We start from the raw sequence: 15,191 nt of genomic DNA on the forward strand, positions 1-15,191 counted from the left end.
CCGGATGTGCGCGATTAGTGCGACGGCTGCGGACGCGGCGGATCGTTCGTCGGCGTCGAGGGCGCGTCGGCGCGATAGCTGTAGCTGCTGGTGTCGTCGGCGCGGTCCATGGCCAGCCACCAGCCGGCGATCGCCAGGGCGAGGGCGATCACGATCATCCAGGCCCAGGGCGAGCCGCGGTCGGCCCGTGCGTGCGGTTCCCGGCGCGCAGACGACGGGCGGGCCGAGCGCTTCCACGCATCCAGCGGCTGTGTCGACTTGTACGGGGTGGGCATGGCGGCAACTCCGGTGCCTTGGGAGCGATGCCAGTGTCGCCCAAGACCCGTGCCGGTGGTGTCACCCCCATGTGAACGCTGCCCGCGCGGCCGGGTGCCGGTTCAGTTAGGGGCCCGGCTTGAAGTCGAACGGGATCTCGATGCTGGCCGGTACGGCGCGGCCATTCTGCTGCGCGGGGCGGAACTTCCAGCGGCGCACGGTCTCCATCGCCGCGCGGTCCAGGTCGCGCGAGCCGCTGCGCCGCACCAAGGCCACGCCGGCGGGCGCGCCGCTGGCGTCGACCTCGACCCGCACCACCACGGTGCCGGCATCGCCGCGGCGCAGCGCCGCCGGCGGATAGCGCGGCGGCGGGGTCTGTCCTTCCAGCGGCACCGGGCGGTCGCCCGGGGCCAGCGCGGTGGCCGTGTTGCCGGCGCCATCGCTGCCTGCGGTAGGCGCCGGTGCTTCCGTGGTCGGCGGCGCTGCCGGTGCGGTCTCCACCAGCTTCGGCGCGTCGCCGGCGGGCGCCGGCTTGGCCTGCGGCATGCTGCTGGCTGCGCTGCCGGCCGGCAGCGGCTCGGGCAGCGGCTTCACCTGTTCGGTCTCCTGCTGCACCTGCGCTGGCTGCGGCTTGTAGAAATCGTTGTCCTTGCGTCCGACCAGCCACACCATCAGGAACAGCAGCAGGCCGGCGACGAAGGCGATGCCGACGATCGCGAGCAGGCGCCGCGGCAAGTGCAGCACGATGCCGGGCTTGGAAGACGAAGGCGACGTGGACATGGGGCTCACCGTGGGGAACCGCCCGATTCTGGCATAGCCGCGGTGAATCGTGCGCCGCGGCGGGCGCGGGTCGGCAAAACCGCGACGGACAGGCGATAATCCTCGGTTCGTTCCCCTGGCACCCCGCGCCCATGCTCGATCCCGCTCTGCTTCGCCAACAGCCCGCCGACCTCGCCGAGCGCCTGCGCACCAGCCGCGGCTATGCGCTGGACGTGGCCGCCCTGGAGGCCCTGGAGGCCGACCGCAAGCGCATCCAGGTGCGGACCCAGGAACTGCAGAGCCTGCGTAACAGCCGTTCCAAGGCGATCGGCCAGGCCAAGGCCAAGGGCGAGGACGTGACCGCGCTGATGGCCGAAGTGGCCGGCTTCGGCGACGAGCTGAAGGCCTCGGAGCAGCGCCTGGACGAGATCCGCGCGCAGCTGGAGACGCTGGCGCTGGAGATTCCCAACCTGCCGCAGGCCGACGTGCCGGCCGGCAAGGACGAGGCCGACAACGTCGAACTGCAGCGCTGGGGCAGCCCGCGCAGCTTCGATTTCGAGGTCAAGGACCATGTCGAACTCGGCGCACGCCACGGCTGGCTGGACGGCGAGGCGGCGGCCAAGCTGTCGGGCGCGCGATTCACCGTGCTGCGCGGGCCGATCGCGCGCCTGCACCGCGCCCTGGCGCAGTTCATGCTGGACCTGCACACCGGCCCGCACGCCTACCAGGAAACCAACGTGCCGGTGATCGTCAACGCCGACAGCCTGTACGGCACCGGCCAGTTGCCGAAGTTCGAGGAAGACATGTTCGCCACCGCGCTGGGCGAACAGAAGCGCTACCTGATCTCCACCTCGGAGATCTCGCTGACCAACCTGGTGCGCGACGAGATCGTCGAGGCCGAGCGCTTGCCGCTGCGCATGACCGCGCACTCGCTGTGCTTCCGGTCCGAGGCCGGCAGCGGCGGCCGCGACACCCGCGGCATGATCCGCCAGCACCAGTTCGAGAAGGTGGAACTGGTCAGCGTGTGCCGCCCGGAAGATAGCGCCGCCGAACACGAGCGCATGACCCGCTGCGCCGAAGTGGTGCTGGAAACGCTGGGCCTGCCGTACCGCAAGATGCTGCTGTGCACCGGCGACATGGGCTTCTCCGCCAGCAAGACCTACGACCTGGAAGTCTGGCTGCCCTCGCAGCAGACCTATCGCGAGATCTCCTCCTGCTCCAACTGCGGCGATTTCCAGGCGCGGCGCATGCAGGCGCGCTGGCGCAACCCGGCCACCGGCAAGCCCGAGCTGCTGCACACGCTCAACGGCTCCGGCACCGCGGTCGGCCGCGCCATGATCGCGGTGATGGAGAACTACCAGAACGCCGACGGCTCGATCACCGTACCCGACGCGCTGCGCCCGTACATGGGCGGGGCCGAGCGGATCGGCTGATTGCGCCGACCCGGGCATCGGCTCCGGGCGATCCTCTGGCGTCGCCGCTGTTGTGGCGGCGACGCGCTGCGTGCGACTGCGCGTACGGGCTTGATTGCCCATGTCGCACGCGACGCGCTGTGCACCTGCATGTTGTCGACCTGGCGGGGCAGGGCAGTTGCCTGCCCGCCCATGCACGCCATGCAGCACTCGCCGCAAACGGCGTCCCGCGTGCACCAGACCTCGCACCCGTCACTTCGCGCTAGCCCGGCCAGGGTTACCCTGCGTCGTCCAGGCGTGCCTGCGTCCTGCGAGCGCGACCGGCGTCCCTGCAGCGCAAATCGTTGTGGGAGTAGAATGAACCGGATCCGATTGTCCCCATCGTTCTAAATATCGAAAGAACATGCACGACCTCAACGATCTGTACTACTTCGCCATGGTGGTCGACCACGGCGGGTTTGCCGCCGCCGAACGCGCCCTGGGCATCCCCAAGTCGCGCCTGAGCCGCCGCATCAGCCAGCTGGAGAGCGATCTGGGCGTGCGCCTGCTGCAGCGCTCCACGCGCCGTTTCGCCGTCACCGACCTGGGCATGAGCGTGCATCGCCATGCCCAGACCATGCTGGCCGAGGCGCAGGCTGCGCGCGAAGTGGTCGACCGGCTCAGCGCCGAGCCGCGCGGGCTGGTGCGGGTCAGCGTGCCGGTGTCGCTTGCGCAGATGCAGCTGCCCAAGCTGCTGCCGATGTTCCTCGACCAGTACCCCAAGGTGCGGTTGCAGTTGAACATCAGCAACCGCCGCGTCGACATCATCAACGAAGGCTACGACGTCGCCCTGCGCGTGCGTTCGCGCCTGGACGACGACGGCAGCCTGGTGATGCGCAGCTTCGGCCAAGTCCAGGAACTGCTGGTCGCCAGCCCCAAGTACCTGGACCGCGCCGGCCGCCCCAAGGACCCCGAGGAACTGACCTCGCACGTCACCCTCAGCATCAGCGAGGACGAGGCGCGGCAGCGCTGGGAACTGCACGGCCCGGCCGGCGAAGTGCGCCGCGTCGACCTGCAGCCGCGCGTGGCCGGCTTCGACTTCCCCCTGCTGCAGTCCATGGTCAAGGACGGCTTCGGCATCACCCTGCTGCCCGAGACCGTCTGCGCCGAAGCCGTGCGCAACGGCGAACTGGAAGTGGTGCTGCCGGAGTGGTCGCTGCCACAGGGCATCTGCCACGCCGTGTTCGCTTCGCGCCGCGGCCTGCTGCCGGCGGTGCGCGTGTTCATCGACTTCCTCGCCGAACACCTGCCGCGCCAGATCGAAGCCTCGCGCCTGGACTGCGGCGGCAACTGCCCCGAACGCACCAAGGCCAAGCATTCGACCCTGGGCGCGATGGCGGTCGAGGCGGGTTGATCGAGACGCCGGCCGGGCACGCTGGCCGAGCAAAACCGACGCGGGCGTGCGAAAATGCGCGCCTGTGTTTGTGGCCCGGTCGTGCTGCATCGTGTCGTTAGAGGCAGCGATCGCCTCAAACGGGGCAGGCACAGTAGCGTCGCACTCCTGCGACGTTGCGCTTCAAGCGGCTGCGACGCTCGTCCGCAGCACCGCCGCGTTCGCAAACGGAGAGATGGCCGAGCGGTTTAAGGCACCGGTCTTGAAAACCGGCGAAGGGTCAAACCTTCCGTGGGTTCGAATCCCACTCTCTCCGCCATTCGCTTCCAAGCCATTGATTTGAATGTCTGATTTGGTTGGGAGGCAGGAAGGATGCAGAAGAAGCGCTCGCATGCGCGTCCCACATCATTTCAACCGGTCGTCCACCGGCCGCTGGTCGTTCGTCCCACGTGTGCGTGTCGATTTGCGAACCGCGAAAGGCTGCAGAGCCCAAGGGCGGGACACCTGGCGATCTAGCGGAGCAGGACCTCCGCAGCATTTACGTCCTGGAGGCATCACAACCTCAAGGCTTGGCCGGCACCGATTGCGCGCGGTACTGGCTGGGCGACGCATCGAAGCTGCGCTTGAATGCAACCGCGAACGCGCTTTCGGACGAATAACCGACGGAAACGCCGATCGCGCCGACGGACAGGGTGGACGTCAGCAGGCGATGAGACGCCAGGGCCATGCGCCACCGGGTCAGATAATCCATCGGCGTCTCGCCGGTGACGCGCTCGAAATGGGCGGCGAAACTGGAGCGCGACATCCGTGCGGCAGCAGCCAATTCTGCGACCGTCCAGCGATGACTGACGTTCGCGTGCATGGCGCTCAGGGCACGATTGAGTGAGGGCACGCCCAGCGCGGCGAGCCATCCCATCTGCTGCCGGCCTGTCTCCAGATGGGCGCGCAAGGCCTCGATCAAGAGCGCCTGCGCAAGGTGTCCAGCGAGCAGATCGCTGCCTGGCCGAGGTTCGCGCAGTTCGACGATGAGCCGCCGTACGCTGGCTTGAAGCGCCGCCTTGTGGTCCTGGGACCGAATGTGGACCACGGGCGGTACGGCTGCAAGGATGGCCGCGGCATGGTGGCCGCGTAACGAAAAGAACCCCCCGATGCCTCGACACACGCCGCCGCCGTTGAGTTCAGCGACGTGGCCAGGCGGCACCTGGGTCAGGAAGGGGATGGCGTCTTGCCACGTCAAAGGCGTGCCTGCATATAGCTGCATGGCGGCGCCTCCTTTCACAAGAATCACATCACCCGGTTCCAGGGCAATCGGAAAGTCGGCGTCCTGCATCGCGAGCCTGCACTCCCCCGAATCGATGGCAAAGCATCGGATGCCGTCGGCTGGCGGGAAACGCAGTCCCCAGTCGCGCCCTGCATCCAGTCCGCGAAATCCATACGAGTTGAGCTGAACGAGGGTGAGGATGTCGGAAAGCGGATCGGTCATGTCTGGACGATAGCGATAGATGTTTCGACGATCGAACATGGGTTCGGTTGCGCGGCAACGATATTGTTGCACCTGAAAGACGTGGTGGGCCGCCGCGGCTTGAAGTCCGGCCGATGGCCGCGTTTTTCTCCTTGAGAAGCAGCATGATGAATTCGGCGTATCGGTCGCAGGCAAGCACGACAGTGAAATCCAGACGGTCGAGCTACGCATGGGGCGTGCTCGCTGTGTTGAGCGGCGCGGTGGCCCTGGTGTCTTATCGCTATCTGTTCGACCGAGGTCCCGTGCCGCCTGGGGTCGCAGCCAACCGGCATGTGCATCCATGGTTGATCGTGCACGCGACCAGCGCCGCGACGGCGCTGCTCTGCGGGCCATTCCAGTTCGTTCGCCGTCTTCGTCTGCGTCACCCGGGGTGGCATCGGGCGACCGGACGCGTCTATGTCGCGGGCTGCATGGTCGGAGGCGTCTCCGCGCTGTTTCTTGCCGCCGGCATCTCCACCGGCCCTGTCGCTGGCGCGGGGTTTGGTGCGCTTGGAATCGCTTGGATGGCGACAACGGCCATCGCGTTACGCAAGGTCCTGACAGGTCGGCTGGCTGAGCATCGGCACTGGATGATGCGCTCTTTCGCCTTGACCCTGTCTGCGGTGACGCTGCGTCTTTACCTGCCTTTCTCGACGTTTATCCTGGGCATCGAATTTGTCCTGGCCTATCGGGCGATTGCCTGGTTATGCTGGCTACCGAACCTTCTGGCCGCCGAGTGGCTGATTAGAGCTTCACCGTCGGTCCTCGAGCGAGACGACGTTGGTCCCGATTTCAAGCGGTCAGAATAGGCATCCGATTCGAGGGATCGGTCAATTGGTAATCGACGGCTCGTTGGTGACGAATGACGCTGGCATCTCCATGCATTGAATGCATGCGTGTGTAGTTCGACGCTGGGTTATGTGCATTTTGGCGGGGTGAGTCCGTGAGGCTGTTTGTTCTAGTGGGTGTCGGTTAAATCTTTATTCGGCGAAACGCGATTGATCTATTTTTCAGATCGCTTCCAGTGTGATAATCGATCACGATCCACAAGGTGGTGATTTTTTTAGTAAGCATCGAGCAGGTTGTGATTTTGCGCCATGATTTTCATGTCGTTTTAAATGGGCCATTTTGGGATGAAAAGTGGCGCAGCAAGATGGCTGAAAGATCTCTTGGTCAGCAAAAAGTAGAGATGTCGTGGCGAAAGGAACGTGGATTCGATGCGCTCATCTGTCGAAGGTATGCAATGGGGGTGGTCGCGGCAGATTCGGTAGTGACTTTATGGCCTGCCCAGGCGGGCCCTGAAGCACGTGGTTGAATGGATGCGGCACGATCGTCATGACGTGGGCCCTGGAAGGGCTCGATGATGATTCACGAGACACTTGATGCTGGCCCGGGAGCGCCATGAACGGTGTTGCCGAACGACATCTGTAGATAGAATTATTAATTGGCTTCCATTCAGTTGCAGGTTGCATTTTTTTGCAGCCCGGTGCTACCGTCGCGCCGAGCTTCCAGATTGGTGCTTGCTTTGGTGAGCAAACTTTCCCTAGGGCAATGGCGGACGCGGATGATGGCCGGGATCGGTGGCCTTGCTGCCATCGTGGCAGGGTGGGGCATCGGTCTGTTCGAGGCGAAGGAAAAGCCGCTCCCCCCGAGTCTGCCGGTGGGGCAACCCATCGCCGCGGGAGAGTGGTCGTTGCGGTTCGATCGCGTCAGCCTGAGCGACCGCCTTCCGAATGGCGACGTCATTGCCAGGTTTGGGCGCAAGGCGATCGTGCTCGAGCTGCAGGCGACCAATCGGACCGCGCGCACGAGCAGTTCGTTTCTGCGGGCGGTCAAGCTGACCACACCGATCAAGGGCATCGATCCGCTGCCGACGGCCTATCTCGTGCGCGACCGCGAAATGACCACCGAGTTGCAGCCCGGCTTGCCGGAAAAGATCGCCTTGGTCTGGACGTATCCGGCTGCAGAACGCACGGCGGCGCGCCTGCGCTTTGATGTCACTGCAAACACCTTCAAGCCGTTCGACAATCTTTACGCGCAGCCGATCTGGACCGATCCGCATCCGGCGGGGTTTATTGATCTGCAGCTTGTTGCGGCATCGTCCGACGCGTCAGCAGGTGCGTTGTGAAGCGCCTGAGGGCAGTGCTCATCGTTGCGGTCGGCGTCGTCGCCCTGGCGGGAATGCGTTGGACCATCCCTCGCTACGACCGCATTACCGGTCCGATCGCGTTCTCCGGCAATCCGGGAGAGTGGGTGCATGCCGACAATCTCGTCGTCGCCGCAGGTCCCGCGCGGCTTGCGCGGGCCATTCGCTTCAACACCGTCGGTAAGCCGCGAGTGCGCACCAGCGGTGGCGTGTGGCTGGTGATTCCGGTGCGATCGCGCGTAGAGCGTACGACCGGCCATCTCTACGGTCGAACCTGGGTGAGTGCTGACGGCCGCCGCTATCGCGCAAGCAGCCGTGCGGAAGAGGGTGTCGCGGTGCTGTCGTCGACCAAGACGCTTCAGCCCGGCCTGGAACGCAAGGATCTGCTGGTGTTCGAACTGCCGACCGCGCTTGCGGCTGGCGGCGGCACGCTGCTGCTGTCCGAACAAGGCGAGCCGCGCCTGAGCGCCGAGGCGCAGGTGCGCTATCCGGCGCTCTCTGTTGGTTCGTCGATAGATCTGCTCGACCTGGATGCGCTGCATGCCAAGCTCTGACGCCGACCTCGCCCAGGGCCTCGCCGAGCGGCGCACGCGCCGGCTGGCGATCGCCGCGTTGGCGGTGCTGGTGCCATGCACGGTCGTGGCAACCGGCTGGCGCGACATGAGCGAGATCCTCCACGTGCGTCAACTGCGGCCGGTCGAAGTCGCGCCAGGGCAACGTGCGGATTACATCGGAGCCGGGGTGCGACTCGGTGCCCTCGACGCGCTGCCGTTCGAGGCCGGGTTACCGACGGATCGGACATTTATGCGCGCGCGATTGCTCATCGAACCGCGCGATCCGCATGCCGGCAGCCGATGGCTCGACTGCAGGGTCGACCTCGTCGACGCGACTGGCCGTTCCTGGGCGTCCATCGACACGGTGCCGGATCTGTTGCAACGTGCGCTGGCCAAACCGGGCGAGCCGAAAGGTACCCGCTGTGACAGCCTGGCCGTGTCCGATGTCAAACCAGCAAATGCTGTCGCGATCGACGCCTACTACTTGGTGCCGCGTCCGCTGCCGCCGACCCTGCGGGTGACGCTGAGCACACGCGAAGGGCGCCCTGCCTATCTGCGCTTTGCGCCGCAGGAGGTGCGATGAAAGCGATTTCTGCAAACCTCGGCGCGCTCGCCCTGGTTCGCGACAGTGGCCGCCTCTGGTTTCGCTACCTGCCGCAGTTGCTGGCGCTGGCGCTGGCCGGGGCGCTGCTCAACGAGGTGCTGGTGCAGGGCGCGGTGTGGCTGGGTTATCACAACCGCCTGGCAGGGCTGTTGTCGCTGACGTTGGTGGTGCTGTTCAAGTTGGTGGTCATCGTGCTGATGTTCGAGACGCTGCGCCCGGCTTTGCCGGCGATCGCCGGCGCGTCGCAGGCGGCAACGACCGAACCTCAAGAGCAAGGGCGCGAGGCGGTCGCGCCGCGCTGGCGGCGTCTATCGGTTGTCGTCTCCCAAGCACTGGTGCCGTTCTTCGCCTATTACGCGGCCTGGGGATTCCTCGGCGACACGATCCGCGCCTATGCGCGTGAGGGCCTGGGCCGGTACAACCCGTTCGATCCCGTGTACAGTGGGTTGCTGTTCGATGTGTCCGGCGGCTGGTGGCTGGTCGCCTCGGTCGCCTTGCTGTGGCTGATCCGGCGCGCGGCGAAACAGCAGAAGCAGCGCAGCGCGCATCCGATGTGGAGCATGTTGATCGTGCTGTGCGAAGCCGGTTGGACCTTCGTCGGCATGTACGTGCTCACCGAATGGAAGGGTGGGCTGTTCCGCTGGCTGGCGCATCTGCGCATCGCCGATCTCGGCCAGCAACTGTGGCAGGGCATCAGCCATCCCATCGGCGTCGCGCATGCCGCGCTGCCGGGCGCGGTGGAGCAGGCGCCGCCGGGTGTGGCGGAAACGCTGGTGGCGATCTTCTTTTCTGCGTTGTTGCCGGTGGTCTGGCTGGCCTTGGCCGCGCTGATCTACCGCTACGACGTGCACAACGTCGAATTGAACGCGCCGGCCGGGTGGTCGCGCAAGGTCGACGGCACGCTCGGACTGTGGCGGAAATTGCCGACCTGGCTACGCGACTTCATCGGCCATTTCTGGGCGGGCACCGCCTCGCGCTATCGCGCTGCGGCCAACAGCGTGCAACTGGCCGGCGCCACCGGGCTGGCGGCGCTGGTGACGCTGATCGTGCTGTATCGCGCCCTGGACTGGGCCTCGGCCTGGGCCTGGATGGGCCTGACCCGCCTGATCGGCCCGCATCCGCAGGTGGTGTGGCAGGCGATCGCCAATCAGCTGTCGGTGGTGCTGGGCACGCCCAGCGATCCCGGCGACGGCATCCTGCCGCAGACGCTGAAGATCTGCCTGCTCGCGGCGACGCTGGAGCGCGCCTTTCGGGCCGGTCGGAGCTGGCGGGCGTTGAAGTAGTCCGCGCCGCCCGAGCCGTCGGCATCGGGCGGGGGGCGCGTCAGCCGGCGATAGAATCAGGGCCGCGACGACTGCGTGGCGAACTCGTCGAACAGCGCTTGCAGGACCGGCGTCCTGGGCATCCTGTCCAGCGGGATCTCGGCCTGTTCGAACCAGCTCCGGTCCGCCTCGGGATGCGGACCGCTGAGCACGACGGTGCCGCGGCCGAAGCTGTAGCGCGCCGCGGCCACATCGCCATTGGCGTAGGTGGCGAGCGCACGGAAGCCACCCTGGGTGCTCTTCGGGAAGTAGGGGCCGTCCTGGAAGAACACGCTGTCGGGGCGGCCCCTCCAGCGCACCGCGACGGCCTCCTCATCGATGGTGGTGACGGGGAAGCCGGGCCGGCCGACCTCGCCATCGAGATCGTCGCCGATCAGGCCCATGTTGGTGTCATCGGCAAGATAGGCGCCCATGCACAGGCCCAGATAGCCGCCGCCCCGCGCGACGAAGTCGCGGATGGCGGCGATCCGGCGCTCGCCCATCGCCTGCAGCGCGGCCGGAATGTCCTGCCCGCCGCCCGGTTGCACATAGACCGCATAGCCGCGCAGGGTGGCGGGCGTGACGTCTTGCGCCTCCTTCGGGCCGATGATGTCGACCTTGTACTGCGGACTCAGTGCCTCGATCGCGTCTTTGGCGGTTTCGGAGCAATCGTCGCAGCCGGCTGCGCCACGATAGACCGCGACACGGATCGTGGGTTGCGCGTTCGCCGCGGACACGCACGCGAACGCGAGGCAGCACAGCGCCGCCAGTCGCAATGGAAGTTTCATGGTCGGCGCTCCTGGCGCAAGTCGGAGATTCAGTGCTTGTGCGAACGCGGCAATGCGACCAGTCGGTAGTCGCCGTCGCCGATCGACGGCCCGATCTTGCAATCGGTGAGGCGAACCGCTTCCTTGCCGGCCACCTTGCGCGGCAGGCAACTGCCGCCATGCGTGCAGAACGCGCCGCCCGACGGCGTGTCGCGCGCGATGTCCACCGGCAAGGTCTGGCCCTTGTTCCAGGTGTTCTGCATGTCGTCCTTCACCGTGGCGAGCATCACCGCGTGACAGTCGGGCGCCGGCGCGCGTGCACTCGCCAGGGCGGGTACTGCCGCCAGCGCGATGATCGTGGCCAGAAGGGTGTTGCGCATGGGTGTCTCCTGTTCGTTGTGGGTAGGCACGGCACGGACGCAAAGAGCGGCACGGCTGTCGCTGGAGACTGGCCTGGGCGACGTACATTCAGCCGATCCGCCTGCAACCAGGCATGAACAAGCCCGTGCCTCGCTGCGCAGGCAACTTTTCACAGGGTGGATCCCGCGGCGGCGAGCGCGTACATGCGCCCATGAAAAACGCCGCGACGGGTCTCGTCGCGGCGCTTGGAACAGAACAGGACTGGGATGTCCCCGGAAGCGACGCCGGGCGTCGGCATCAGGACAGGCGCGCTCAGCCGGCAGCCGGCGCCTTGGTATCGCCCGCCTTGACGTCGCCCGGCTGGCACTCGCCCAGGCGCTTGCCGTCCAGCTTCATGTGCGTCTTCATCGACATGCCGCCCGGCAGGCCGCTGACCGTGGAGTGCGATTCCGACGCCATCTCGGTGGCGCTGAAGGTGCCGGTGCTGGTGCCTTCGATCTTGATGTCGCCCATCGCGCAATGCATCTTCGCGTCGATCTTGCCGTCCTTCATGTTGAAGGTGTCGTACACGCAGTTCTTCTGCATCGGCGAGGCGCTGCCGAAAATGCTCGAAGGATTGTTGATCTGCTCGGCGGTCAGGCACACCTTTGTGGTGCTCGGCGGCACCTTCGGCATCTGCGGCATGTTGCCGGAGCCGCCGGTGGTCTCACTGCTCACCTGCTCGATCCGCATCTCCCATTCGCCGGGCTGCAGCTTGGTCGCCTGCACCTTGGCCACGTCGGCGACCGAGGCGTTGGACATCGCGACATTGTCGCCGTTCTTGTCGTCGCCCTTGCTGCAGGCGGCGAGCAGCACACACACAGCAAGCGTTGCCGGCATGGTCAGACGCATGAACTTCTCCCTAAGTTATGTGAAGTGCGCGGAGCATAGCCGGGGGCGTGATTAAGATCACGTCGACGCCGCGGACTGCCGCCGGTGCGCGCATGAGCATGCAGCAGGCGTCCGCGAAGGGGAAGGATCGATCGCGGCAGATTCACTCCGTTGCCGGACAAGACAGCCCCTCGGCCACTGCGCAGGCGCGCGAGCCCGCCGACAGCGGTGCGCAGTGCGAATGCGTGTGTGTCGTGCACGGATCATTCCGTTCGGCTCTGCTAGCGTCGGCGCCGCCGCGCGTGACCTCCACGCCATCCGCTCCAGGTTCGCCCTTCGATGCCCAGCCTCGCCGAACGTCCCGTCATCCTCGAACGCAAGCGCACCCTGAAGATGGCCCGCTCCGCACACGCCTACGTGCGCGGCAACACGGCCAGGTTCTACGAATGGCTGGCGGCGTCGCCGGCGGCGCGCCGCGTGCCGATGGGCCCGGCGATCTGGATCTGCGGCGACTGCCATCTCGGCAACCTGGGTCCGGTTGCCGACGGCGAGGGACGTGTCGAGATCCAGATCCGCGACCTCGACCAGGGCGTGATCGGCAATCCTGCGCACGATCTCATCCGCCTGGGCCTGTCGCTGGCCACCGCGGCCCGCGGTTCGGACCTGCCCGGCGTCACCACTGCACGGATGATGGAGGCGATGGTCGACGGCTACGGCGCCGCCATCGAGGATCCGACCCGCGATCACCCCGGTGCCGAACCGGAGACCGTGCGCAGCATCCGCCGCGAGGCCTTCGGCCGGCGCTGGCGCCACCTGGCCAAGGAGCGTCTGCAGGCGGTGGAGCCGCGCATCCCGCTGGGCGAGAAGTTCTGGGCGTTGGCGCCGGAAGAGCGCGAGGCGTTGGAACGGCTGTTCGCCGATCCGGCAGTGGCGCAGATGGTGCTGTCGCTGAAGGGCAAACCCAAGGATCGCGAGGTACGCCTGGTCGATGCCGCGTACTGGATGAAGGGCTGCAGTTCGCTCGGCCTGCTGCGCTACGCTGCGATCGTGGCCTTGAAGACCGGCAAGGGCCACTGGTCGTATGCGCTGGTCGATCTGAAGGAGGCGGTTGCCCCGATCGCGCCGGCGGCGCCGGATGCGCGGATGCCGGCGGACAACGCCGAACGCGTGGCCGCCGCGGCGCGGGCGCTGTCGCCGTACCTGGGCAGCAGGATGCTGCCGGTGCATCTGTTGGGCCGCTCGCTGTTCATCCGCGAACTGTCGCCGCGCGACCTGAAGCTGGAAGTGGACCAGTTCAATCACGTCGAGGCGGTGCGCTCGGCGCGCTATCTGGCCTTCGTCGTCGGCAAGGCGCATGCGCGGCAGATGAAGCCCAGGACACGTGCCGCGTGGCTGCAATTGCTGGATGCGGACCGGCGCAAGGCCATCGACACGCCGTCGTGGCTCTGGGAGAGCGTGGTCGCGCTCGCCGGTCATCACGAAGCCGGCTATCTGGAGCACTGCCGTCGTTACGCGCTGGCCGCCTGACGGCAGTCATCGCCAGGCGCGATCCGTTTCAGTCGCGCGCGTAACCCAGATCCAACGCCATGTCCCACCGGTCCAGCCCCGGACCGTAGCCGTTCGCCACCACGCGTTCGACGGCGAAGCCGAAGCGCGCATAGAACGCCTGGGTGTGCTGGCTGGTGTCCAGTTCGATCCGCGCCACGCCGCTGCGCCGGCAGGCGTCGAGCCGCGCTTCGGTCAAGGCACGGCCCAGGCCCTGGCGGTGCAGGCGGCGGTCGACCATGCCCCAGCCGAAGCCGGCGACGCGGCCATCGTCGTTCAGCGCGTGGCCGCCGCAGGCCACGACCGCGCCTGCGCGGACGATGACCAGGTAGTGCCAGGCGCCGGCGTCGCGCTCCAGGAAGCGCGCGAAGGCGGCGCGTTCGCTGTGGTCGAAGAACTGCGGGACGTTGCTGTCGAACAGCGCCAGGCAGGCGGCGTGGTCCTGCGCCGCGTACGGACGGATGGTGTTCACCCGGGCAGTGTGCCGCAGGCGGCCGGTCATATCGTGGTGGCGTCGGGTGCGGGCGCTCGCATCGGCCATTTCCGACTCGGGTGTCGGAAAATTTCGCCGGGCCTGTCCGGGATCCGCAGCGGGGTGGTGTCCGGAAGCGGGAAGGGGGAGGGTCAGATAATTCTGACGTGAGATCAGGATTGTCCTGATAACGTTTTCCCCACTGTGCCAGCATACTGGCCTCGGCCTGACGCAGGGACCGTCGCGCGCCTTCCGAGGAAGCGCAGGCAGGTCACTCGACCCTGCGTGCCGAGCCTTGAGTAAGCTCGGCAGGGTTTTGATGACAACAGCATGACGTTTCGCGAAGTGCAGATGAGCACATCGTGAAGCGTCGTCGTTTGTCTACGAATTCGTATTGCCCTGAATAATTCACGCAGATAGTCTGATCGTGCGGTATCCGCTGCGTTGGGGTTATACGAGATGGCCATCAGGGTTTTTCTGGTCGATGATCACGCTCTTGTCCGTACGGGCATGAAGCTGATCCTGTCGAATCAAACGGATATCGAGATCGTCGGCGAGGCCGACAGCGGCGAAACGGCGCTCCCGCAGATCCGGCAGCTGAAGCCGGACATCGTCCTGTGCGATCTGCACATGCCCGGCGTCAGCGGGCTGGAAGTCACCGAGCGCATCGTCAAGGGCGACCACGGCACCAAGGTCATCATCGTCTCGGTGCTGGAAGACGGCCCGCTGCCCAAGCGGCTGCTGGAAGCCGGTGCGTCCGGTTACGTCGGCAAGGCCGGCGATGCGCAGGAATTGCTGCGCGCGGTGCGCGACGTGGCGATGGGCAAGCGCTACCTCGGCGCCAACATCGCGCAGAACCTGGCGCTGGCCAATCTGGAAGGCGGCGGTTCGCCTTTCGATGCGCTGTCGCCGCGCGAACTGGAGGTAGCCTTGCTGCTGACCCGCGGCCTGCGCCAGGAAGACATCGCCAAGCGCCTGAGCCTCAGCGCAAAGACCGTCAACACACACAAGGCGCGACTGTTCGAGAAGGTCGGCATCCAGGACAACATCGCCCTGGCGCGCCTGGCCACGCAGTACGGCTTGCTGGATCCGACGCACCCGCTGTAATCGGAGGCGCCTGGCGATCTGTAAAAGAGCGGCCTTCGGGCCGCTTTTGCTTTTTTGCTTGCGCGAGCGCGCAGACGTGTCCGCAGTGGATCGACCGCAACCATGCGTCTTCCGGCATCGCCGACGTCCCCAGCACTCGCGCGTGCCGCGGTCGGAAACTGGGTGC

At 66.5% G+C, this 15,191-nt stretch carries 17 protein-coding genes and 1 tRNA gene; 11 read left to right on the plus strand and 7 right to left on the minus strand.

Features of this window, described 5'->3' with window-relative positions; genetic code table 11:
• Window positions 1-14: 14 nt before the first annotated feature.
• Window positions 15-275, minus strand: a complete 261-nt coding sequence (locus tag FHR56_RS04535) for a hypothetical protein (protein ID WP_184502624.1) — start codon at window positions 273-275, stop codon at window positions 15-17.
• Between the two features lie 106 nt (window positions 276-381).
• On the minus strand, window positions 382-1,035 hold the full coding sequence (locus FHR56_RS04540) for an energy transducer TonB (RefSeq protein ID WP_184502419.1): 654 nt from the start codon (window positions 1,033-1,035) through the stop codon (window positions 382-384).
• Window positions 1,036-1,166: 131 nt separating this feature from the next.
• Here FHR56_RS04540 and serS point away from each other — a divergent pair, with 131 nt between their 5' ends.
• From serS to FHR56_RS04555, 3 genes are all read left to right on the plus strand, one after another.
• Window positions 1,167-2,447: a serine--tRNA ligase gene (serS, locus tag FHR56_RS04545; RefSeq protein WP_160947842.1), complete on the plus strand. Its 1,281-nt coding sequence runs from the start codon at window positions 1,167-1,169 to the stop codon at window positions 2,445-2,447.
• 382 nt (window positions 2,448-2,829) lie between these two features.
• The gene (locus tag FHR56_RS04550; RefSeq protein WP_160947841.1) at window positions 2,830-3,819 is read left to right on the plus strand and encodes a LysR family transcriptional regulator; all 990 of its coding nucleotides are present in this window, start codon (window positions 2,830-2,832) and stop codon (window positions 3,817-3,819) included.
• A gap of 208 nt (window positions 3,820-4,027) precedes the next feature.
• Window positions 4,028-4,117: transfer RNA gene (locus tag FHR56_RS04555), tRNA-Ser, on the plus strand.
• 243 nt (window positions 4,118-4,360) lie between these two features.
• Here FHR56_RS04555 and FHR56_RS04560 read toward each other — a convergent pair.
• Window positions 4,361-5,320: an AraC family transcriptional regulator gene (locus tag FHR56_RS04560; RefSeq protein WP_202407042.1), complete on the minus strand. Its 960-nt coding sequence runs from the start codon at window positions 5,318-5,320 to the stop codon at window positions 4,361-4,363.
• A gap of 74 nt (window positions 5,321-5,394) precedes the next feature.
• Between FHR56_RS04560 and FHR56_RS04565 the strand changes: the two genes are divergently transcribed.
• From FHR56_RS04565 to FHR56_RS04590, 6 genes are all read left to right on the plus strand, one after another.
• On the plus strand, window positions 5,395-6,108 hold the full coding sequence (locus FHR56_RS04565) for a DUF2306 domain-containing protein (RefSeq protein ID WP_202407041.1): 714 nt from the start codon (window positions 5,395-5,397) through the stop codon (window positions 6,106-6,108).
• Between the two features lie 245 nt (window positions 6,109-6,353).
• Window positions 6,354-6,614 carry a hypothetical protein gene (locus FHR56_RS04570; RefSeq protein ID WP_160947840.1) on the plus strand — a complete coding sequence of 87 codons (261 nt, stop codon included), beginning with the start codon at window positions 6,354-6,356 and terminating at the stop codon, window positions 6,612-6,614.
• A 213-nt stretch (window positions 6,615-6,827) separates the two neighbouring features.
• Window positions 6,828-7,427 (plus strand): hypothetical protein, encoded by a 600-nt coding sequence (locus FHR56_RS04575; protein WP_343160767.1) that lies wholly within the window; start codon window positions 6,828-6,830, stop codon window positions 7,425-7,427.
• Window positions 7,424-7,999 (plus strand): hypothetical protein, encoded by a 576-nt coding sequence (locus FHR56_RS04580; protein WP_160947839.1) that lies wholly within the window; start codon window positions 7,424-7,426, stop codon window positions 7,997-7,999. The genes FHR56_RS04575 and FHR56_RS04580 overlap by 4 nt, the downstream gene beginning before the upstream one ends.
• Window positions 7,986-8,582: a hypothetical protein gene (locus tag FHR56_RS04585; RefSeq protein WP_160947838.1), complete on the plus strand. Its 597-nt coding sequence runs from the start codon at window positions 7,986-7,988 to the stop codon at window positions 8,580-8,582. Before FHR56_RS04580 ends, FHR56_RS04585 begins: the two co-directional genes overlap by 14 nt.
• On the plus strand, window positions 8,579-9,886 hold the full coding sequence (locus tag FHR56_RS04590; protein ID WP_160947837.1) for a hypothetical protein: 1,308 nt from the start codon (window positions 8,579-8,581) through the stop codon (window positions 9,884-9,886). Before FHR56_RS04585 ends, FHR56_RS04590 begins: the two co-directional genes overlap by 4 nt.
• A gap of 56 nt (window positions 9,887-9,942) precedes the next feature.
• On the opposite strand, the gene FHR56_RS04595 is transcribed toward FHR56_RS04590, so the two are convergent.
• From FHR56_RS04595 to FHR56_RS04605, 3 genes are all read right to left on the minus strand, one after another.
• A complete protein-coding gene (locus FHR56_RS04595) occupies window positions 9,943-10,692 on the minus strand; it encodes a BPL-N domain-containing protein (RefSeq protein ID WP_237473328.1) in 750 nt (249 codons plus the stop codon).
• A gap of 29 nt (window positions 10,693-10,721) precedes the next feature.
• Entirely contained in the window at window positions 10,722-11,051 is a 330-nt protein-coding gene (locus tag FHR56_RS04600) for a hypothetical protein (protein ID WP_019797935.1), read from the minus strand.
• Window positions 11,052-11,343: 292 nt separating this feature from the next.
• Entirely contained in the window at window positions 11,344-11,922 is a 579-nt protein-coding gene (locus FHR56_RS04605; RefSeq protein ID WP_202407040.1) for a DUF3617 domain-containing protein, read from the minus strand.
• Window positions 11,923-12,240: 318 nt separating this feature from the next.
• On the opposite strand from FHR56_RS04605, the gene FHR56_RS04610 reads away from it, so the two are divergent.
• Window positions 12,241-13,428: a DUF2252 family protein gene (locus tag FHR56_RS04610; RefSeq protein WP_160947836.1), complete on the plus strand. Its 1,188-nt coding sequence runs from the start codon at window positions 12,241-12,243 to the stop codon at window positions 13,426-13,428.
• Between the two features lie 28 nt (window positions 13,429-13,456).
• Here FHR56_RS04610 and FHR56_RS04615 read toward each other — a convergent pair whose 3' ends face one another.
• On the minus strand, window positions 13,457-13,918 hold the full coding sequence (locus tag FHR56_RS04615; RefSeq protein ID WP_160947871.1) for a GNAT family N-acetyltransferase: 462 nt from the start codon (window positions 13,916-13,918) through the stop codon (window positions 13,457-13,459).
• Between the two features lie 459 nt (window positions 13,919-14,377).
• Here FHR56_RS04615 and FHR56_RS04620 point away from each other — a divergent pair, with 459 nt between their 5' ends.
• A complete protein-coding gene (locus FHR56_RS04620; protein ID WP_160947835.1) occupies window positions 14,378-15,025 on the plus strand; it encodes a response regulator in 648 nt (215 codons plus the stop codon).
• Window positions 15,026-15,191: the final 166 nt, after the last annotated feature.

It is taken from the genome of Xanthomonas sp. F10, from assembly GCF_014206815.1.
Taxonomy (GTDB): domain Bacteria; phylum Pseudomonadota; class Gammaproteobacteria; order Xanthomonadales; family Xanthomonadaceae; genus Xanthomonas_A; species Xanthomonas_A indica.